Origin of the sequence: Methylomonas koyamae, assembly GCF_019669905.1 — a bacterium.
In the GTDB taxonomy this organism is placed as follows: domain Bacteria; phylum Pseudomonadota; class Gammaproteobacteria; order Methylococcales; family Methylomonadaceae; genus Methylomonas; species Methylomonas koyamae.
Map to the genome: position 1 here is coordinate 2881803 of NZ_AP019777.1, position 18438 is coordinate 2900240.

Consider the following 18438-nt stretch of genomic DNA (forward strand, 5'->3'; position numbering starts at 1 on the left):
CGCCTAGCCGGCTCGAGTTTGCCGGCCGAAGCACACGCTAATCCCGATACCTTTGCCGTCGATGCCGGGACCCACGTCAATCCGCGCCGCGTGCAGATCGGCGATCTCTTTGACGATGGCCAGGCCCAAACCGCAGCCTTCGCCGCGGCTGCCCGGAATCCGGTAAAACCGCTCGAATATCCGGTCCGCTTCCTCCGGCCGGATACCGGGACCGTCATCCTTGACCACCCAGCCGGGCGGATCGGCCAGCACGGTTACATTGATACGGCCGCCCGGATTGCTGTAACAAATACTGTTATCCAACAGATTGTTCAGCAACTCCCGCAGCAGGGTTTCGTCGCCTTTGATCGAAACCCTGCTGCGCGGCGCGTCGAATCCCAATTCAATTTCCTGTTCCAGGGCTTTATACACCCAATCCATACAACAGGCTTTGGCCAGCGCGGCCAAATCCAGGCTCCGAAACGGCCGCGAACCCTGCGATACCGATTCGGAACCGGCCAGAACCAGCAACTGCGAACTCAAATGCGCTACCCGGTCCGCCGAATGTTTGATGTGGCTCAGCGCCGGTTTCATCGCATCCGGGCTGTCCGCGGCCAAAGCCCGCTCGGCATGGACTTTCAGCCCGGCCAGCGGCGTGCGTAATTGGTGGGCGGCGTTTTCGATGAAACGCTGCTGGGCGGCCAGCGCCGAACCCAGACGCTGCAGCAACGCGTTGATGGTGTGGGTCAAGGACCGCACTTCCAGCGGCACGTTGGTATCCGGAATCGGGTTCAGTTCCCGCGCCGAACGCTGGCCGATCAGCGTCGCCAGATCGTGCAACGGGCTCAGGCCGCGATTGATGCCGACCCAGATGTGGAGCCCGGTGACCAACAACAGCAACAATTGCGGCGCGACCACCGCCAGCAAAATCTCGTTCATCATGCCGCGCCGCTTGTTCAAGGTTTCCGCCACCGACACCAGCACGTCGCCGCTATCGCCGCCGGCCGACGCGGTCAGCACCGAAACGATGCGGACCTTACGCCCCTGGATTTCGCCGTCGGAGAACAACGGCGCATCGGCCGCCATCGCCGCCATCGCCGGGCCGGGCAGCGCCCTGTCGCCGGCGATGAATCCGGCCGCCGCCGACTCCACCTTGAAAAAGGTCTTGTCCATAGCGTCCCAACGGAACACTTCGACCGCAATCGGCGGCAAATCGAACGTGACTTTGTCCTTTTGCGTTTTCACTTCCTGCGCCAGCGATTTGGCCGAATCCAGCAGCCAACTGTCGTAAGCGCGGTCGGCGTAGTGCAGCGCGACGAAATAAGACACGGCGGCATCCAGCACGACAACCGCGATCAACGGCAGCGTCAGCCGCGCCAGCAACTGCGCTCTCAGACTCTGCGGTTTGCGCATCAGTGTTGCTCCAGCAGATAGCCCAGACCGCGCAAGGTGCGAATACCGATGGCATAGGGTTCCAGCCGCTTGCGCAACCGGTGGATGTAGACTTCGATGGCGTTATCCGCCAGCTCTTCGGAACGCACCGCCAAGCGTTGGGCGATATGGTCCTTGCTGACCACGCGCCCGGCCTGCAACAACAGTGCCTCCAGAACGCCGTACTCGCGCGGCGGCAACTGCAGCAACTCGCCGCGCACCTTAACCTGTTGTTGGCGGGTATCCAAAACCAGGCCGCCGAAACGAATATCGTGGTCGAAGCCGCCCTGGCTGCGGCGCAACAACGCTCTGACCCGCGCTTCCAATTCCAGCAATTCGAACGGCTTGGTCATGTAATCGTCGGCGCCGAGTTGCAAACCGCCGATCCGGTCGTTCAGGCCGTCGCGCGCCGTCAGTATCAACACCGGCATCGGCGACTGCCGCCGTCCCCGCAATTCCCGCAACACTTCGCGCCCGTCCATATCCGGCAGCCCCAGATCGAGAATCGCCAGTTCGAAGGGTTGCGTACTCAAAGCCCCGACGGCAAAAGCGCCGGTCCGCGCCAACGTGACGTCGAATCCCCACTCGCTCAAACTGTGCGACAGGCCGTCGGCCAAGGCCTGATCGTCCTCGACCAGTAAAATTCTCATGCGCCGTTCCCGCTAATGAAAGGTTGATGAAAGGTTACGCCGGTAAAGTGGCGGAATTAAAACCGGCTGCAGCCGCTGGGTGTGCAGTCGAACCGGCCGCTCCCGCTACCGGAACCGCCAACGGCAAGATACCCGACACAACGGAGAGTTCATTATGGAATCGACATTAGTGCCCGCGCAACCGCGCAATCGGCGGTTGGACTTTTTTCGCGGCGTTGCACTGTTGGTTATTTTCGTCAACCACATGCCGGGCAATCCCTGGTTCTGGTACACGCCGTCACGTTTCGGCTTCAGCGATTCGGCGGAGATATTCGTGTTTTTATCGGGCTACGTCTCCGCCGTCGCCTACGGCCGCTGCTTCGGCCAAGCCGGTCTGGCGCTGGGCAGCGTCAGGGTATTCCTGCGTTGCGCCCAGATTTACGCCGCGCACCTGGCGTCGTTTTTGGCAATGGCGGCCATTTGCGTGTTCGGCAACCGCTGGCTGCCGGGAACCGATTACATTCAACAATTGAACATCGCTTATTTTTTTAACGACACGCAGCAAGCCGTTTTCGATTTATTTGCATTGGCTTACGTGCCGAATTATTTCGACATCCTGCCCTTGTACCTGGTGTTACTGGCCTGGGTGCCGTTGGCCTGGAGCCTGTCTCTGGTTAGCAAATACCTGGCTTTGGCGGCTTCGCTGCTGGTTTACGCCCTAGCCTGGTACTACGGCCTGGAACTGAGCGGCGAGCCGAACGGCGGCCGGCCATGGTTTTTTAATCCGTTCTGCTGGCAACTGCTGTTTTTTTCCGGCTTCGCCTTCGCGGCCGGATGGCTGCCGCAACCCGGCTATCGGCCGGGTCTGGCTTGGGCCTGCGCGCTGCTGGCGGCCTTGGCCGTGCCGTTGGCCTACGAACCGTTCTATACCGGCCATAGCCTATTGCTGGAACTGCGGGCACACCTGGAACCGTTGCTGGACAAAAGCCACCTCGGCGCGTTGCGCTGGCTACATTTATTGGCATTGGCCTATCTGGCCGGACAAATTCCCGCCGGAATCGCGGCACGCCTGGAACGAGGTCCGGCGCGCTGGGTGGCGGATATGGGGCGGCAATCGCTGGCGGTGTTTTTATGCGGCATGGCTTTGTCATATCTGGGCGGAATGGCGCTGGATCGGGCCGGCCGGGAGCATCTGGTTACTGCGGCGGTCAACCTCGCCGGCATTGCCGTCCTAATGGCCATCGCTCAACTGTTGGCTTGGCTGGAAACCAAGCCGTGGCAATCGGCCCACCGGGCCAACGTCGGCCGCGAGCCGACCCGGCCGGCGCTGTGGTTCGGTCTAGGGCTGAAACAAGCTGCCGCCCTGCCCGTGCTAGTTTGCGCAGCCGCTACGCCGTTGTTGTTGCTTCGGAGCCAAGACGGCGCAAGCCCGCCCGTCGTGGCGGAAGCGCCACCGATGGCGCCACCGCCGAGCGGCGAACTGCTGAAAACCGGAACTACCCCGGCTAGCGAGGATGCCGAAGCCGTAGCTCAACGCCAGTTGTAGAATCGGGCGAAGCGGATAAACGGCCGATCCCGGTTTAGATTGCGGGGTGCCGGCAATCATGCTGAACTATCACGCCAGCCTAGGCGCCCATTTTCCGATCAACGGCGGACTGTTTTGACAGGTTCGCCCCGCGCGCGGCAGCGAACCGGGTTTACGTATGCGCCGATGCCGCGCTATGCTGGCGCACACCGGATAAGCGCCACGGCAACGTCGAACCGACCCTATTGCCTCAACCGAACCATTTTTCAGGAAGCCCAAGCATGTACCAAGAACCGCCAACGCCCGAAACCGAACCCGGCAAGCGCTACGTTGTTATCGAACAAACCGTGTTTATTTTGCTGGTTCTGTTGTCTCTGGCCGGAATCTATATTACCGATTTCAATCCGGACGACGGCTACGGTTACTGGCTGGCCATGGTGTTCGTGTTCGGTTTGCTTTCGGTGTTCGTCGCCTGGTTGCAGGCCAAAAGCGGTGACGCCGATTTCGGCCTGGTTTTGAAAGCGCAGGCCATGCATTGGCTGCATACCGTCGTCGTCGTAATCGCCGCGTCGTTTCTGAACAAGTCCGGCCAATTATCCGGCGTCAGCGCCGACTTGATGATACTGCTGATTTTAGGCTTGGCGGCCATGCTGGACGGCTACCACGTCGGTTGGGAATTCAGCTTCCTGGGTTTTTTTCTGGTGGGCTGCGCGGTGATTATCGGTTACGTGCAATCCTTTCTGTGGGCCTGCGCCGCGTTTGCGGCGGCCATCGTGGCGGTATCGTTGATTTGCACCTTCCTGCGCTCGAAAGTCCGCAGCCTCGACGGAGACGAGACATGATCAGAACAATCACTTGGTTCAGGCGGTTAAACCGCAAAAACAAAGCCGCCCTGGTTTTGTCCGCGATCTGGATGCTGGCGGTTCCGGCTTTCGTCGTACCTTACGGCGACGAATCGACCGGCCGGCTCGAACATTTTTTCTGGTGGGGCGTGTTCCCGGTATTTTTGTATTGGGGCCGCCATATCTGGGTCAGAAAATGGCTGCGCTGACGGCTATTACCGCCGCGAAACTATCAACCGGCGCCCGTCCGCCGACCATCCAATCCTGACGCCTCCGCCATGAACGAAAATCCGCAGTAAGCTCCGCCGAGCCTCAGCCAGCAAATTCTGGCTGAAACTAGGCTTTATCAGTTTCGGCGGCTCGGCCGGGCAAATTGCGATCCTGCATCAGGAGCTGGTCGAGCGCCGCGCTGGATCAGCGAAAAACGCTATTTACATGCGCTGAACTACTGCATGGTGTAGCCCGGCCCATTCCCGCTGGCTGACACCGCAGCAAATGATCGACTCCCTGGCTTTGGGCGAAACCACACCCGGCCCACTAATCATGGTCAACACCTTCGTCGGCTTCGCCGCCGGCTGGGGCCAGGCCTGGTTTGGCGCGGATTCGCCTTTTTGGCCGGTACTGTGGCCGCCGCCGTCGTGTCTTACTTTACCTACGTGCCCAGCTTTCTATTCATCCTGGCCGGCGGGCCGTTGGTGGAAACCACCCACGGCAATTTGAAATTCACCGCGCCGCTAACCGGCGTCACCGCCGCCGTGGTCGGCGTCATCGTCAATCTGGCCGTGTTTTTTGCCTATCACGTGTTCTGGCGCAAGGCTTAGCCGGGAGATTCGACCTGTTTTCCGCCCTATTGAGCCTGGCGGCGTTGTTAGCACTGTTCAGGTACAAACTCGGCGTCATCCCAGTCATTTGCCGGCTCCGCGTTCGGCGGCTGGCTGTGGCTGTTTTTGGCGTCTTGATATGCCCGTTTTTGATGGTGGGGATCAAGCTAAAAAAGAACCGAAAACTATTTGCAGCAGCAATTGCGCGAAGTGTTCGACGTTGCGCTCGAACCGGTGCTCGTCGCCGTTCAAGCTTTGCCGGGTGTCTCGGCTTAACAATTCTTGGCGGCGGTTGGTTGTGTATTGTTCGAAGGCTTGATCGTACTGGGCTTTATCGCCGGCAAACAGGGCTTTGGCCGGTTGCGACAGATTGTCCAAACCCAAACCATCGCGCAGGCTTTGCGCGTCGTCGCTTTCTTCCAGCCAGGCGTTGAAGTCGGCGTAGTGGTCGAAAAAATGATGCTGATCCTGGGAGTACAAGGATACAGAGGGTTCAGTGATAATTTGGCGGTTCATTTCGCAGACGTAGAACGAATTCCCTCTCCCTCAGGAGCGTGTCGCAAAAGCTCCCTCTCCTCGCGGGAGAGGGCTGGGGTGAGGGGAATAAATAATGTAAACATATGATTTATATACCCTCATCCTAGCCTTCTCCCGGAGGGAGAAGGAACTGTTTTGACTTTTACGACGCCACCAAGGGGAGAGGGAGAAACAGCCGCTCAGGCCACCGCTTGCTCGACAATCGCGTCGGCGAGTTGCAGTTGCGTGGTTTGCGCGGCGGCGATGCGGGCTTTGAGGGCGTCACAGAGCGCCATCAATTCATCGACTTTGGCTACGATGCGGTGTTGTTCGGCAAGAGGAGGGACGACGCATGGCAAGGTTGAAAGTTTCCCTTGATAAATAGCGCAGACATTTGTTGTGTTGGATTTGAGTTTTTCAAGTTCCGCCCTTCCTCTCGGGCTTCGAAACCAGTAGTCAAGAAAGTCCGGTGAGAACTCATCGATAAATGTTGCCCGGAGAATATTGTTGTTATAGAGAACAGGATCGGCGGAAAAAGTCCGAAACACGCAAGTTTTTCCGACCAGTTCCCTACTATTTCTCGTGTTGAATAAAAAATCGCCATCGGCTAAGGCAAACGCCCCAACTTCATCGGGTGTTGCATCGATTCGGGTCAGGTCCGAGAGATCAACTCCGCCTGAGTTCCCAATGTTATTCATCTTGAAGTAGGCGTAAGCCTTGTCTGGACCTTGCTGGGAACAACCACGATCAATGCCGACGCAAGCTTGCAGCGGTAACCGTCCAAACGGCACCCACTTCCAGCCACTCGGAAGCTCAAATAAAGATATGGTTTCGGATTGCGTAGCGCCCTCTTCGTCATCCCTGTTCCTTGTCCGCATGATGCGTTTTGGTGCTTGATCGATCCGCTCAAGAAGTTTTGTAGCCGGTTCGTCGTCCGGGTCTTGGGGGACGAGTTTACCCATGACAGCAAGTTGCAGGAGGGTTTGTTTGAGTTGGTCGATGCTGGATTCGGTGGTGAACAGGGTGTCGAAGTGGTTGGCGATGCGGCTCCAGGCTTGCTCGAATTCGGCAGTATCAGCGGCTTGGGTCAATGTACCGAGCAAGGTTTGCACCAGGGTTTGATGGGCGGCGAGGTGGTCGGTTTGTTGTTGTTCCAGTTGATCGCAAAGCGCCATCAATTCATCGACTTTGGCGACGATGCGGTGTTGTTCTGCGAGAGGTGGCAGAGGAATTGGGCAGGATAATATCTGAATTTTTTTTAAATTAGTTTGCTTTTTTCCATCGTCATATTGCAAGTAATAGGGGTTTCTATCTAGAACTAAAGCAAGGTACTTAACAGACATTATCTTTGCTGTTCTAATACCTCCAATCCGTTGATTTAGTGTATAGCGATCACTGTTCTCCACTACAAAACATCGTACTAGAGCTTTTCCATCTGGAACGTCGCTCATTACGATTGCAATATCATTTTCAAACAAAGGAGACAATCTTTCTGTAACATATTTATAAACTTCGCCATCGTTGGAAACGAATCGAGAGTTAATCAAAATATAGATAGGCTCTTCAGTGAAGAATTGTTCATGAGCCTTTCCATTTGAAAAAAGCGAAATATCCTGTAATTCACACCATATCCAATTATTTGGTATATCGAATTGAAATTCCCTGGGATCAACGGTTGAGCTATCTCTTTTTAGGTTTGGTAACTCTTTAATATTTTCAATCGAGCAAAGTTCGTTCTTAATTCTCGCAAGAAGGCTATCGGCAGGCTCATCATCCGGGTCTTGTGGCACCAACTTTCCCCGCACCGCCAATTCCAAAATCAATTCGCGCAGTTTTTTGATGCCGTAAGCGCTGTATTTGGCGTTGCGGGAGCTGGTTGGATTCCCCTCACCCCGGCCCTCTCCTTTATGCCCTTTGGGTACGCTGGAGAGGGGGGGGGAAGAAGCGCCGCGTCCGGCGCTGGCTTTACTGGCAATAGCGGTGGTCCAGAGGCCTAAATATTTGGTAATCAGGTCGTGCATCATGTCCGTGTACTAAAAAGCCCTCTCCAAAGTACCCAAAGGGCATAAAGGAGAGGGTTGGGTGAGGGGAAATTCGATAATGTGGCTTCGCGGTTATTTTTGATTTCCCTCATCCTAGCCTTCTCCCGGAGGGAGAAGGAATGGCTGGTTAGCTTTAATTTACGGTACTCAGAAGCGCCATTCTGATGGCTTCCAGAACGCCAGAGGTGTTTTGAAATACGTCGTTGTTCCAAAAGCGAGTGACTTTAAAACCGCGTTTTTGCAATTGCTCGGTTCGTTTCTCGTCGTATTCGATTTGCTTGGCATGTTGGCCGCCGTCTAGTTCAACAATCAATTTTACCTCCAGGCAGACGAAATCAACGATAAACGAGTCGATGGGAAATTGCCGGCGAAATTTTTGGCCGCACAGTTGCCTATTGCGCAGGTGCCGCCACAACAGATGTTCGGCATCGGTTTGGGTTTTTCTGAGACTGCGGGCGTTGCTGGTTAGGGACATTTTTTAGTCTCCTCACCCCGGCCCTCTCCAGCAGGAGAGGGAGAACAGCTACCGGGACTGATTGCTGAACAACTCCCGTTCTAATTCTTGGATAGCGGTTTCGTATTGGCTTTTGCCGCCAAATACTTTGTTAATGATTTCGACCGGAGTGCCGATGTCGCTGAACGGTCTGAGTTTGAGGATTTTGGCGTTTTCCAGGCTGGCGATGCCTTCGTCGGCGTATTTGTCCAGCAAGGCGTTCAGTACCGCGCGGGCTTGATCGCCGTATTTTGTAAAGTAATTGCGCTTTTTGACGTTGTTGGCACGTTCCTTTCGGGTCAGCGGCGGCTGGTCGTAGGCGATGTGGGCGATCAGGTCGAAATCGCCGTAGTCCTTGCCGACTTCGGCGGCCAGGTTATCCAGCACGATGCCGTGCTCTTCCAGCAATTCGATAATGGCCTGTTTTTTCTTGGCGCCGTGCCAGCGTTGCAGAAACTCGTCCAACGAGGCGAATTCGGTTTGAATCTGTTTGCGGCTGAAGTCGCGATAGGATTCGGTCATCAGCGTGCCGTCCGGGCCGAGGTATTCGACGCGCTCGGCAAGGATTTTGACATCTACGCCGCTGACGCGGATTTTGTAGGTGCCGGTGGGTTCTTCGATTTCTTCGCCTTCGGGTTCGTCCTCTGGCTCCGGGTCTGGCGGCACAGGGTCGTCGTCTTCTTCGGGTTGGTAGATCACCACCGGTTCGCCGTCGAAATCTGGATCGAGGAATAAGGCGGTGGCTTTTTTGAAATCCATGATGGTGAAGAAATACTTGCCGAATTCTTCGTCGATGCGCGTGCCGCGACCGATGATCTGCTTGAAAATAGTCATCGAGCTGATGGTTTTATCCAGCACGATCAGCTTGCAAGTTTTGGCATCGACGCCAGTGGTGAGCAGTTCCGAGGTGGTGGCGATAACCGGGAAGGTGCTTTCCGGATCGATAAAGTTGTCCAGCTCGGCTTTGCCTTCCACGCTGTCGCCTGTAATGCGCATCACGTATTTGTGATTGTCGATGGCCAGTTGACCGGCGGCGTTGACGATGGCGACGCGCATGCGTTCGGCGTGGTCGATGTCTTCGCAGAAGATGATGGTTTTGGCGTAAGGGTCTGTGGCCAGCAAATATTTCATCACCCGTTTAGCGACCAGTTTGGTGCGCTGGTTGAGCACCAAAATCCGGTCCATGTCGGCGCGAGTATAAGTGCGGTTTTCGATGCTGTTGCCGAGGTCGTCGGTCATGCCGGGTGGTGGCGTCCAGCCGTCGACATCTTTGTCAATGTCGATGCGCACCACTTTGTAGGGCGCGAGAAAGCCGTCTTCGATGCCTTGCTTCAGACTATAGGTGTACACCGGTTTGCCGAAGTAATCGGAGCTGGAAACATATTTGGTTTCTTTGGGCGTGGCCGTCAAACCGAGCTGAATGGCGTCTTTGAAGTAATCCAGAATTTCTCGCCAGGCCGAGTCGTCGGCCGCGCTGCCGCGATGGCATTCGTCGATGACGATCATGTCGAAAAAATCGGGCGAGACGTTTTTGAAGATTTTGTCTTCGTCCGCCGTTCCGGTGATGGCTTGGTACAGGCCAAGGTAAATTTCGTAAGACGGATCGAGCTTGCGGTTTTTGATTTTGGTCATCACCGAGCCGAACGGTTTGAAATCGTTGACCAGGGTTTGATCGACCAGAATGTTGCGGTCGGCCAGAAATAATACGCGCTTAACCTGTTTGGCCTTCCATAACCGCCAGATGATTTGGAAGGTGGTGTAGGTTTTGCCGGTGCCGGTGGCCATCACCAGCAGTACGCGTTTTTGCTGGTTGGCGACGGCTTCGATGGTGCGGTTGATGGCTTCGACTTGGTAGTAGCGCGGCTGTTTGCTGTTGCTGTCTTCGTAGTAAGGTTGAATGACCAAACTTTCGGATTGGTCGGCAATGCCGCGGTATTGCTTGTAGCGTTGCCAGAGTTGGTCCGGTGGTAAAAAGGCATCGAGCGCGAATTCGGTTTCGATGTCTTCGTTGGGTGCAGGGACTTTGTTATGTGCGGCAAAGGCATCGCCGTTGGAGCTAAAGGCGCTGGGGACGTGCAGGATTTCCGCATAACCCAAGGCTTGTTGCAGGCCGTGGCTGACGGTGTGGGTGTTGTCTTTGGCTTCGACGACGGCAACCGGCACGCCGGGTTCCCAGTACAACACGTAGTCGGCGAATTTCTTCTTTTTCTTGTTGCGGGAGGAGACATTTCCCCTAACGACGATAGGTCCCGGAGTTAAGGTTACTTCGCGGCGGATTTGCCGCAGGGCATCCCAGCCAGCATCACGGAGGGCGGGAGTGATGAATAAATCGCAGATGTCGGTTTCGCTGAGGGCTTTTTTGTCTTTGCTATCCATAAATCAGGAGTCCTATCTAACGATTCGGCTAGCCGAATAGTATAACGTTAGAATGGCTCAATCAGACGTTGCCAGACAATTTGGCAATCAGGAGGGAAGTATTTTGCGACTAATGGATTACCAGAAGTTCAAAAATACGGCTAGCGCAAAAAGATCAACTAGCTTTCCTATACCGATCAGCCGGCAAGGAAGGACAATTGTTGTACCGAAATGGAAGTTCTGACATTTAGCTCAACCACCTATTTTTTAAGTGGTTGATTTAATTGGTCGGGACGGCGGGATTCGAACCCACGACCACTTGCCCCCCAGACAAGTGCGCTACCAGGCTGCGCTACGCCCCGATTTAGGATAACAACTTATGTTTTAGATTTTACCACGCTTCGAAGGCAAACTACTTCAATAGTTCTAAAATATCCTCTAGTTCGCCTATCATTTGATGGATTAATTGCTTGGTGCGTAAGCTGTCTTCTTTAGCGCTGCCGCTGGCTAGATGCGCTCTAGCTCCGCCGATGGTGTACCCTTGTTCGTAGAGTAAAGCGCGAATTTGTCTAATCAACAATACGTCGTGGCGCTGGTAATACCGCCGGTTTCCCCGCCGCTTGACCGGGCTCAGCTCAGTAAATTCCTGTTCCCAATAGCGCAGAACATGTGGCTTAACACCGCACAAGTCGCTGACTTCGCCAATCGTGAAATAGCGTTTGGCCGGAATAACCGGTAATTCGTTGTTATTACTGGGTTCCAGCATAAGCTTCCACTCGAGCTTTCAATTTTTGCCCTGTTCTGAATGTGACAACCCGACGCGGCGTAATCGGAATTTCCTCGCCGGTCTTTGGATTGCGGCCGGGACGGCCGTTTTTATCCCGTAACTCGAATTTGCCAAAACCCGAAATTTTGACTTGCTCGCCGCTTTCCAGACTTCTTTTGATCTCGTCGAAAAACAATTCGACGATTTCTTTGGCCTCTCGTTTGTTTAAGCCGAGATCTTCAAACAACTTTTCTGCAATATCTGCTTTGGTTAATGCCACAATCACTCCCTCAATTTTGCATTTAGATTAGCCGTCAAAGTCTCTAACACTCTGCGAAATATAGCATCAATTTCAGCGTCGGTAAGAGTTTGCGAAAAATCTTGTAAGACCAAACTCAACGCCACGCTTTTGCTGCCTTCCGCTACGCCCTGCCCGCGATAGATATCGAAAACCGAGACATCGCGGATGGCTTGCTCATCAGATTCGGCGATGCATGCGAGAATTGCGTCGGCAGATACTTCTTCTGCCACCAACAACGCCATGTCCCGACGTACCGATGGAAATTTGGACAAAGGACTGAATTTAGGCACGTTGCGCTGCAGAATGGCTTCCTGACTCAACTCGAACAAAAATACAGGATTATCGAAGCCCAATTGTTTCTGCAACGTCGGATGCAACATACCCAGCAATCCAATCGCCTCGCCGCATGCAGTCAGTATTCGAGCGGATTGTCCGGGATGCAATGCCGGATGTTGTGTCGGTTCGAACCGCATCTTACTTGCCGACAATCCCAGCAAGGCCTCGACATCTGCTTTCACATCGAAAAAATCGACCTTCCTCGATTTCTCCCCCCATTGTTCAGGATGAATTTGACCAAGCGCTAGCCCGGCAAGTACTTTGCGTTGTTGAATCCGACCCTCTTCATAGAAAAACCGCAGACCGGTCTCGAACAGGCGCACCCTACTCTGCTGCCTATTGATATTGTAAAGTGCAGCATTCACCAACCCGCACCACAAAGTGGTACGCATTACGGCCAATTCGGAAGAAATCGGATTCTGGATCTTAATAAACTCGTCGCCCGGCGCCATCGCATTTTGCATCGCTTCATCGACGAAACTATAGGTAATAGCCTCTTGATAACCGCGATCAACCAGGCAATCCTGCAATCGCTCTAACGCCAAAACAGATTCCGGCGCCTGACCTAATGCGGAACGCATCAACAAACTACTGCTGGGCAAGTTGTTATAGCCGTATACCCGGCCAATTTCTTCGAGCAGATCTTCCTCGATTGCAATGTCGAAACGAAAGCTGGGCGGAGTAACGTCCCAACCACCGTCGCAACGAGCTACCTGCATGCCCAAGCCGCCGAACAAATCATGGACTTGAGCATCGCTGTATTGGATACCCAGAACTTTTTCGATTCGCGCACTACGTAACTTAACCGCCGAACGGTTCGGTAAAGCTTCGCTACTAATAACTTCGGTCACCGGTCCCGGGCTTCCCCCCGCAATTGCCAAAATCAATTGCGTGGCCCGCTCGATGGCTCGACGTTGCAAATTGAAGTCAACGCCGCGTTCGAAGCGGTGCGAGGAATCGGTATGCAATCCAAACTGCCGTGCCTTACCGGCAATACTAATTGGATTGAAAAAAGCGCACTCCAGAAAAATGTCGCGGGTTTCGCCATATACCGCACTGTCTTTTCCGCCCATCACGCCAGCCAACGCCAAAGCTTCCCGCTGGTCGGCAATAACCAAGGCTTCGCCATCGAGTTCTATCGACTGGTCGTTTAACAATGCCAACGGCTCGCCGGCCCGACTGCGACGAACCACAACCGGCGCCGATAACTTATCAGCATCGAAAGCATGTAACGGCTGCCCCAGCTCAACCAGAACGTAGTTAGTGACGTCTACTACTGGGCTAAGACTGCGGATACCGCTGCGTCGCAGGCGCTCTTGCATCCACAGCGGCGTCTGCGCAGCAGGATTGATGCCTTTGATCAACCTCCCCAAGTAAACCGGACAGGCTTCCGGAGCCTGAACATGCACCTCCAAGGTCTGTGCATGCTGCGGATCGATATTGGCGCAATCGGATACGTTTAACTGAACGCCATTCAGCACCGCCACTTCCCTGGCGACCCCAACCACGCTCAAACAATCGGCACGATTCGGCGTCAGTCCCAATTCGATCACATTGTCGTTCAACGCCAAATAATCACGGATATCTCGCCCTACCGGCGCATCTGCCGGCAATTCCATCAAACCTTCCGAGCTGGCGGCCAACCCTAATTCCTTTTCGGAACAGAGCATGCCAAACGACAACTCGCCGCGTAGTTTGGATTCTTTAATCTTGAAATCGCCCGGCAATACGGCGCCGATCAATGCCGCCGGCACCTTTAAGCCGGGCCGAACGTTACTGGCGCCGCAAACGATCTGCAACGGCTGCTCTTGGCCGACATTGACTTGGCAGACCCTGAGTTTATCGGCGTTCGGATGTTGCACGGTCTCCAGTACTTCACCGACCACTACGCCAGTAAATTTAGCGGCGACTGGCGTGACCGCATCGACTTCGAGGCCGGCCATGGTCAATTGCGCAACCAATTCGGCAGTGTCGATAGGCGGATTGACCAGCTCCCTTAACCAAGCTTCACTAACTTGCATGATTCCAATCCACCGTTACCTAAACTGTTGTAAAAATTTCAAATCGTTTTCGAAAAACATGCGCAAGTCGTTGATACCGTAACGCAGCATCGCCAGACGCTCGACCCCCATACCGAAGGCAAAACCGGAATAAGTTTGATGGTCGATGCCTACCGATTTGAAGACTTCGGGATGAATCATGCCGCAGCCCATCACTTCCAGCCACCCGGTTTGGCTACATACTCGACAGCCTTTACCGTCGCACATCACGCATTCGATATCGACTTCGGCCGATGGCTCGGTGAATGGAAAGTATGACGGGCGAAAGCGGACTTGGATGTCCTTTTCAAAGAAGGCGCGTAAGAATTCGAACACTACCCCTTTCAGATCGGCAAAGCTGACGTCGGTATCGACTAAAAAGCCCTCTACCTGATGAAACATCGGCGTATGCGTCAGATCCGAATCGCAGCGATAGACTCGGCCAGGCGCAATCACTTTTAGCGGGGGCTTCTCCGATTCCATGACCCGAATTTGTACCGGCGAGGTGTGGGTTCTCAGTACAGTATGCGCATCGAAGTAAAACGTGTCGTGCATCGCCCGGGCCGGATGATGTTCAGGAATATTCAGAGCGCCGAAGTTGTGATAATCGTCTTCGATTTCGGGGCCTTCGACTACATTGAAACCGACGCTGGCAAAAATTTTACTAATCCTGCGTAAGGTCGTAGTCACCGGATGCAGACCGGCGATAGCTTGTCCGCGGCCAGGCAGAGTCACATCGATAGACTCGCTCGCCAAGCGTGCAGCCAGCTCCTCACCTTCCAAGGCGAGCTTACGTGCTTCAAGCGCATCTTGGAACGTATTTTTGGCGTCGTTGATCACTTGGCCGGCGCTACGGCGCTGATCCGGATCCATGCTACCCAACTCTTTCATCTGCTGGGTGAACAGGCCTTTTTTACCCAGGTAATTGACCCGAACCTGATCCAATTGGCCTAGGTCTTTTGCCTGCGCAAGCTCATCCAATGCCTGCTTTACAATATCTTCGATACTAGCCGACACGACTCAGCTCACTTTTGTCTGTAATTGATGGGGATTCCCAAGCGATGGATACCGCCTGTTGCCGGCGGAACTCCCCATTGGGGCGGGGAGTATGCGCCATCTCGACATCGACGATATCGAGATGAAAAACAGCCTATGGCTTGCTTTGGTTGGCAATTGCCACTTTTGCAATCTCGCCGAATGCTTGGATATCTCTCACGGCCAAGTCGGCCAGCACTTTGCGGTCGATAGCTACATTGGCTTTGGTCAGACCGTTAATCAGACGGCTGTACGATATGCCGAACTGGCGGGACGCTGCGTTGATCCGCACGATCCACAAGGCGCGGAATTGGCGCTTTTTCTGTTTGCGGTCGCGATAGGCGTATTGGCCGGCTTTGATAACCGCTTGCTTGGCGACGCGATAAACCCGGCTGCGGGCACCGTAGTAACCTTTAGCCAGCTTTAAAATCTTTTTATGTCTTGCTCTGGCGGTAACACCGCGTTTTACTCTAGCCATTTTTCAATTCTCTCTGCAATGTAATTTAGTCTATCAACTGTATGGCAGCATGCGCGCTACCAATGGCGTATCTGACGGATGCAGGATGGCTGTTTTACGCAGCTGTCTTTTCCGCTTCGTGGTTTTTTTGGTCAAGATGTGGCGCTTATGCGATTGTTTGCATTTAAAACCGCCAGTTCCGGTTTTCTTGAAGCGTTTACCAGCGCCGCTATGGCTTTTCAGTTTTGGCATTTGTTTTCTCCAATGTTAAAAGTAAAGTCCCTGAGTAAAAACCCAATCAGGCAAAATGCTCGGCCCAATCGAATTTTTTCGGGTAAAACCCGACTGGCGCTGCAATCCGGCAACGCCGTACCGCTTAAAACGGCAAATTATTTTTTCTTTTTCGGCCCCATCACCATGACCATTTGCCGGCCTTCCAGCTTGGGAAACTGTTCGACCGCGGCCAATTCTTCAAGATCGGTTTCGATACGCTTCAACAGATCCATGCCCAGTTCGCGGTGAGTTAATTCCCGCCCTTTGAACCGTACGGTGATTTTGGTTTTGTCGCCTTCGCTGAGGAATTTGATCAAGCTTCGCAATTTGACCTGGTAATCGCCTTCCTCGGTACCGGGCCTAAATTTGATTTCTTTGATCTGGATTTGCTTTTGCTTCTTTTTGGCCGCTTGGAGCTTCTTATTTTGCTCGAATTGGTACTTGCCAAAATCCATGATTTTGCAAACCGGAGGATCGGCATTGGGCGAAATTTCGACCAGATCCAGATTCACATCATAAGCAAGCTGCAAGGCTTCGTTGATTGATATAACGCCGACCTGTTCACCTTCAGCGCCAATTACCCTGACCCGTCTGGCGGTAATCTCGGTATTTAAGCGCGTTGCATCTTTTTTAGAGCTGATACCCTATCCTCCAAATTGTTATTATTTTCGATCCGCAATCTGCTTTCTCAAACGTTCGCCAAGTTCGCCAATTGACAGACTTCCCAAATCCTCGCCCTGCTGGGTACGCACACTGGCAGACCGAGTTTCTAATTCCTTGTCGCCGATAATCAATAAATACGGCACACGCTGCATGGAATGCTCGCGGATTTTAAAGCCTATCTTCTCGTTTCTCAAGTCAATTTTGGCTCTAAGACCTTGTTTTTCCAGTTCTCGGCGTACCTGCTCGGCATATTCAGCATGGCGGTCGGTGATATTCATGACCACAGCCTGCACCGGGCTTAACCACAACGGGAAGTTTCCGGCATATTGCTCGATCAAGATGCCGATAAAGCGTTCCAGCGAACCGAGAATAGCGCGGTGCAACATCACCGGAGTATGGCGTGCACTGTCTTCGCCGATGTAACTGGCCTCCAAACGGGCCGGCATCGAAAAATCCACCTGAATGGTACCACACTGCCAAACCCGACCGATGCAATCCTTCAACGAAAACTCGATTTTAGGGCCGTAAAACGCACCCTCGCCCGGCTGCAATTGCCAATCCAGTCCCTTATTATTCAAGGCTAATTCCAAAGCATTCTCTGCCTTGTCCCAAACATCGTCGTCGCCTACCCGATTTTCCGGACGAGTCGACAATTTAATGAGCACCTCATCGAAACCGAAATCTTTATAGACCTCGAACAATAAATCGATAAAAGTCGAAACCTCGGATTGAATCTGGTCTTCGGTGCAAAAAATATGCGCATCGTCTTGCACAAAGTTGCGCACCCGCATCAAACCGTGCAAAGTACCGGAAGGTTCGTTGCGGTGGCAAGACCCGAACTCGGCCAAACGCACCGGCAAATCGCGGTAACTCTTGATGCCTTGGTTATAAATCTGAATATGGCAGGGGCAGTTCATCGGTTTCACCGCATAATCCCGATTCTCGGAATGCGTAGTGAACATCATTGCGCTGAACTTATCCCAATGCCCGGATTTCTCCCACAGAGTGCGGTCGACAATTTGCGGCGTTCTGACTTCGCCGTAGCCATTCACCCGTAATTTGTCACGAATGTACTGCTCCACTTCTTTATAAATGGTCCAGCCCTTGTCGTGCCAGAACACCATTCCTGGCGCCTCTTCCTGGGTATGAAACAAATCCAAAGCCTTACCAATCTTGCGATGGTCGCGCTTTTCCGCCTCTTCCAGACGGTGCAGGTAAGCAGCTAATTCTTTACCGTCGCCCCACGCTGTGCCGTAAATCCGTTGCAGCATTTCGTTTTTCGAATCGCCCCGCCAATAAGCCCCAGCGATCTTCATTAACTTAAACGCCTTTAATTTGCCGGTACTCGGCACGTGCGGCCCCCGACACAGGTCGGTAAAGTCGCCCTGCCGGTAGAGCGACAGCTCTTCGTTTGCCGGAATCGAGGCAATAATCTCGGCCTTATATTTTTCGCCTAGAGCGCTAAAGAATTGCACCGCCTCATCGCGAGCCATCAAAGACCTTTCCACCGGAATATCGGCCGCCGACAACTCCTGCATCTTCTTTTCGATAGCCACCAGATCGTCGGGGGTAAACGAACGCTCGTAGGAAAAGTCGTAATAAAAGCCGTTTTCCACGACTGGACCGATAGTGACTTGCGCACTCGGAAACAATTGTTTAACGGCCTGCGCCAACAAATGCGCTGTGGAATGGCGAATAACATCTACGCCGTCGACATCCTTGGCAGTAACAATTTTCAGACTTGCATCTTCCTGAATCAAGTAACTGGCATCGACCAGCTTACCGTTGACCTTGCCGGCCAATGTCGCCTTAGCCAGACCGGTACCGATAGACAGAGCCACATCCATCACAGAAACTGCGCGGTCGAATTGACGCTGAGAGCCATCAGGCAAAGTTATTACTGGCATTTTGGATTCCACAATAAAAAAAGCACCG

18 protein-coding genes and 1 tRNA gene are annotated in these 18438 nt (G+C 53.7%); 4 read left to right on the plus strand and 15 right to left on the minus strand.

Annotation, left to right across the window (positions count from 1 at the left end):
• Positions 1 to 3 precede the first annotated feature (3 nt).
• Together MKFW12EY_RS12920 and MKFW12EY_RS12925 are read right to left on the minus strand one after the other, a co-directional pair.
• Positions 4 to 1392, minus strand: coding sequence for a sensor histidine kinase (locus tag MKFW12EY_RS12920; RefSeq protein ID WP_221053133.1), 1389 nt, complete (start codon positions 1390 to 1392; stop codon positions 4 to 6).
• Positions 1392 to 2060: a response regulator transcription factor gene (locus MKFW12EY_RS12925; RefSeq protein WP_221053134.1), complete on the minus strand. Its 669-nt coding sequence runs from the start codon at positions 2058 to 2060 to the stop codon at positions 1392 to 1394. The genes MKFW12EY_RS12920 and MKFW12EY_RS12925 overlap by 1 nt, the downstream gene beginning before the upstream one ends.
• Before the next feature lie 154 nt (positions 2061 to 2214).
• Here MKFW12EY_RS12925 and MKFW12EY_RS12930 point away from each other — a divergent pair, with 154 nt between their 5' ends.
• From MKFW12EY_RS12930 to MKFW12EY_RS23290, 4 genes are all read left to right on the plus strand, one after another.
• Entirely contained in the window at positions 2215 to 3585 is a 1371-nt protein-coding gene (locus MKFW12EY_RS12930) for an OpgC family protein (RefSeq protein ID WP_221053135.1), read from the plus strand.
• 260 nt (positions 3586 to 3845) lie between these two features.
• Positions 3846 to 4406 (plus strand): hypothetical protein, encoded by a 561-nt coding sequence (locus tag MKFW12EY_RS12935; protein ID WP_054761645.1) that lies wholly within the window; start codon positions 3846 to 3848, stop codon positions 4404 to 4406.
• Positions 4403 to 4615, plus strand: coding sequence for a hypothetical protein (locus tag MKFW12EY_RS12940; protein WP_054761644.1), 213 nt, complete (start codon positions 4403 to 4405; stop codon positions 4613 to 4615). The genes MKFW12EY_RS12935 and MKFW12EY_RS12940 overlap by 4 nt, the downstream gene beginning before the upstream one ends.
• Positions 4616 to 5017: 402 nt before the next feature.
• Positions 5018 to 5227 carry a chromate transporter gene (locus MKFW12EY_RS23290; protein WP_425334029.1) on the plus strand — a complete coding sequence of 70 codons (210 nt, stop codon included), beginning with the start codon at positions 5018 to 5020 and terminating at the stop codon, positions 5225 to 5227.
• Positions 5228 to 5389: 162 nt separating this feature from the next.
• On the opposite strand, the gene MKFW12EY_RS12950 is transcribed toward MKFW12EY_RS23290, so the two are convergent.
• The 13 genes from MKFW12EY_RS12950 to thrS form a co-directional block, all read right to left on the minus strand.
• Positions 5390 to 5743, minus strand: a complete 354-nt coding sequence (locus MKFW12EY_RS12950; protein ID WP_221054646.1) for a hypothetical protein — start codon at positions 5741 to 5743, stop codon at positions 5390 to 5392.
• 200 nt (positions 5744 to 5943) lie between these two features.
• On the minus strand, positions 5944 to 7767 hold the full coding sequence (locus MKFW12EY_RS12955) for a restriction endonuclease subunit S (protein ID WP_221053136.1): 1824 nt from the start codon (positions 7765 to 7767) through the stop codon (positions 5944 to 5946).
• A 151-nt stretch (positions 7768 to 7918) separates the two neighbouring features.
• On the minus strand, positions 7919 to 8260 hold the full coding sequence (locus MKFW12EY_RS12960; RefSeq protein WP_054761639.1) for an endonuclease domain-containing protein: 342 nt from the start codon (positions 8258 to 8260) through the stop codon (positions 7919 to 7921).
• A gap of 48 nt (positions 8261 to 8308) precedes the next feature.
• Complete coding sequence (gene hsdR / locus MKFW12EY_RS12965) at positions 8309 to 10654, minus strand: EcoAI/FtnUII family type I restriction enzme subunit R (RefSeq protein WP_221053137.1); 2346 nt, start codon at positions 10652 to 10654, stop codon at positions 8309 to 8311.
• A 264-nt stretch (positions 10655 to 10918) separates the two neighbouring features.
• Positions 10919 to 10995, minus strand: a tRNA-Pro gene (locus MKFW12EY_RS12970).
• A 50-nt stretch (positions 10996 to 11045) separates the two neighbouring features.
• Complete coding sequence (locus MKFW12EY_RS12975) at positions 11046 to 11399, minus strand: MerR family transcriptional regulator (RefSeq protein ID WP_054761637.1); 354 nt, start codon at positions 11397 to 11399, stop codon at positions 11046 to 11048.
• Complete coding sequence (gene ihfA / locus MKFW12EY_RS12980; protein ID WP_425334030.1) at positions 11383 to 11679, minus strand: integration host factor subunit alpha; 297 nt, start codon at positions 11677 to 11679, stop codon at positions 11383 to 11385. Before ihfA ends, MKFW12EY_RS12975 begins: the two co-directional genes overlap by 17 nt.
• A 2-nt stretch (positions 11680 to 11681) precedes the next feature.
• Entirely contained in the window at positions 11682 to 14057 is a 2376-nt protein-coding gene (gene pheT / locus MKFW12EY_RS12985) for a phenylalanine--tRNA ligase subunit beta (RefSeq protein ID WP_221053138.1), read from the minus strand.
• A 15-nt stretch (positions 14058 to 14072) separates the two neighbouring features.
• Positions 14073 to 15092 carry a phenylalanine--tRNA ligase subunit alpha gene (gene pheS, locus MKFW12EY_RS12990; protein WP_054761635.1) on the minus strand — a complete coding sequence of 340 codons (1020 nt, stop codon included), beginning with the start codon at positions 15090 to 15092 and terminating at the stop codon, positions 14073 to 14075.
• Between the two features lie 133 nt (positions 15093 to 15225).
• Positions 15226 to 15588 carry a 50S ribosomal protein L20 gene (gene rplT, locus MKFW12EY_RS12995; RefSeq protein WP_054761634.1) on the minus strand — a complete coding sequence of 121 codons (363 nt, stop codon included), beginning with the start codon at positions 15586 to 15588 and terminating at the stop codon, positions 15226 to 15228.
• A gap of 33 nt (positions 15589 to 15621) precedes the next feature.
• Positions 15622 to 15819 (minus strand): 50S ribosomal protein L35, encoded by a 198-nt coding sequence (rpmI, locus tag MKFW12EY_RS13000; RefSeq protein WP_054761633.1) that lies wholly within the window; start codon positions 15817 to 15819, stop codon positions 15622 to 15624.
• Positions 15820 to 15956: 137 nt separating this feature from the next.
• On the minus strand, positions 15957 to 16481 hold the full coding sequence (infC, locus tag MKFW12EY_RS13005; protein WP_082409817.1) for a translation initiation factor IF-3: 525 nt from the start codon (positions 16479 to 16481) through the stop codon (positions 15957 to 15959).
• A gap of 21 nt (positions 16482 to 16502) precedes the next feature.
• The gene (thrS, locus tag MKFW12EY_RS13010; protein ID WP_221053139.1) at positions 16503 to 18410 is read right to left on the minus strand and encodes a threonine--tRNA ligase; all 1908 of its coding nucleotides are present in this window, start codon (positions 18408 to 18410) and stop codon (positions 16503 to 16505) included.
• Between the last annotated feature and the right edge of the window lie 28 nt (positions 18411 to 18438).

Excerpts from the sequence above, each read along its gene's own strand:
- MKFW12EY_RS12940 (WP_054761644.1), top strand. The coding sequence starts at position 4,403 with ATGATCAGAACAATCACTTGGTTCAGGCGGTTAAACCGCAAAAACAAA.
- MKFW12EY_RS12960 (WP_054761639.1), bottom strand. The coding sequence starts at position 8,260 with ATGTCCCTAACCAGCAACGCCCGCAGTCTCAGAAAAACCCAAACCGAT.
- hsdR (WP_221053137.1), bottom strand. The coding sequence starts at position 10,654 with ATGGATAGCAAAGACAAAAAAGCCCTCAGCGAAACCGACATCTGCGAT.
- MKFW12EY_RS12955 (WP_221053136.1), bottom strand. The coding sequence starts at position 7,767 with ATGATGCACGACCTGATTACCAAATATTTAGGCCTCTGGACCACCGCT.
- MKFW12EY_RS12930 (WP_221053135.1), top strand. The coding sequence starts at position 2,215 with ATGGAATCGACATTAGTGCCCGCGCAACCGCGCAATCGGCGGTTGGAC.
- pheT (WP_221053138.1), bottom strand. The coding sequence starts at position 14,057 with ATGCAAGTTAGTGAAGCTTGGTTAAGGGAGCTGGTCAATCCGCCTATC.
- MKFW12EY_RS12950 (WP_221054646.1), bottom strand. The coding sequence starts at position 5,743 with ATGAACCGCCAAATTATCACTGAACCCTCTGTATCCTTGTACTCCCAG.
- rplT (WP_054761634.1), bottom strand. The coding sequence starts at position 15,588 with ATGGCTAGAGTAAAACGCGGTGTTACCGCCAGAGCAAGACATAAAAAG.
- MKFW12EY_RS12925 (WP_221053134.1), bottom strand. The coding sequence starts at position 2,060 with ATGAGAATTTTACTGGTCGAGGACGATCAGGCCTTGGCCGACGGCCTG.
- MKFW12EY_RS12935 (WP_054761645.1), top strand. The coding sequence starts at position 3,846 with ATGTACCAAGAACCGCCAACGCCCGAAACCGAACCCGGCAAGCGCTAC.
- MKFW12EY_RS12975 (WP_054761637.1), bottom strand. The coding sequence starts at position 11,399 with ATGCTGGAACCCAGTAATAACAACGAATTACCGGTTATTCCGGCCAAA.
- rpmI (WP_054761633.1), bottom strand. The coding sequence starts at position 15,819 with ATGCCAAAACTGAAAAGCCATAGCGGCGCTGGTAAACGCTTCAAGAAA.
- thrS (WP_221053139.1), bottom strand. The coding sequence starts at position 18,410 with ATGCCAGTAATAACTTTGCCTGATGGCTCTCAGCGTCAATTCGACCGC.
- MKFW12EY_RS12920 (WP_221053133.1), bottom strand. The coding sequence starts at position 1,392 with ATGCGCAAACCGCAGAGTCTGAGAGCGCAGTTGCTGGCGCGGCTGACG.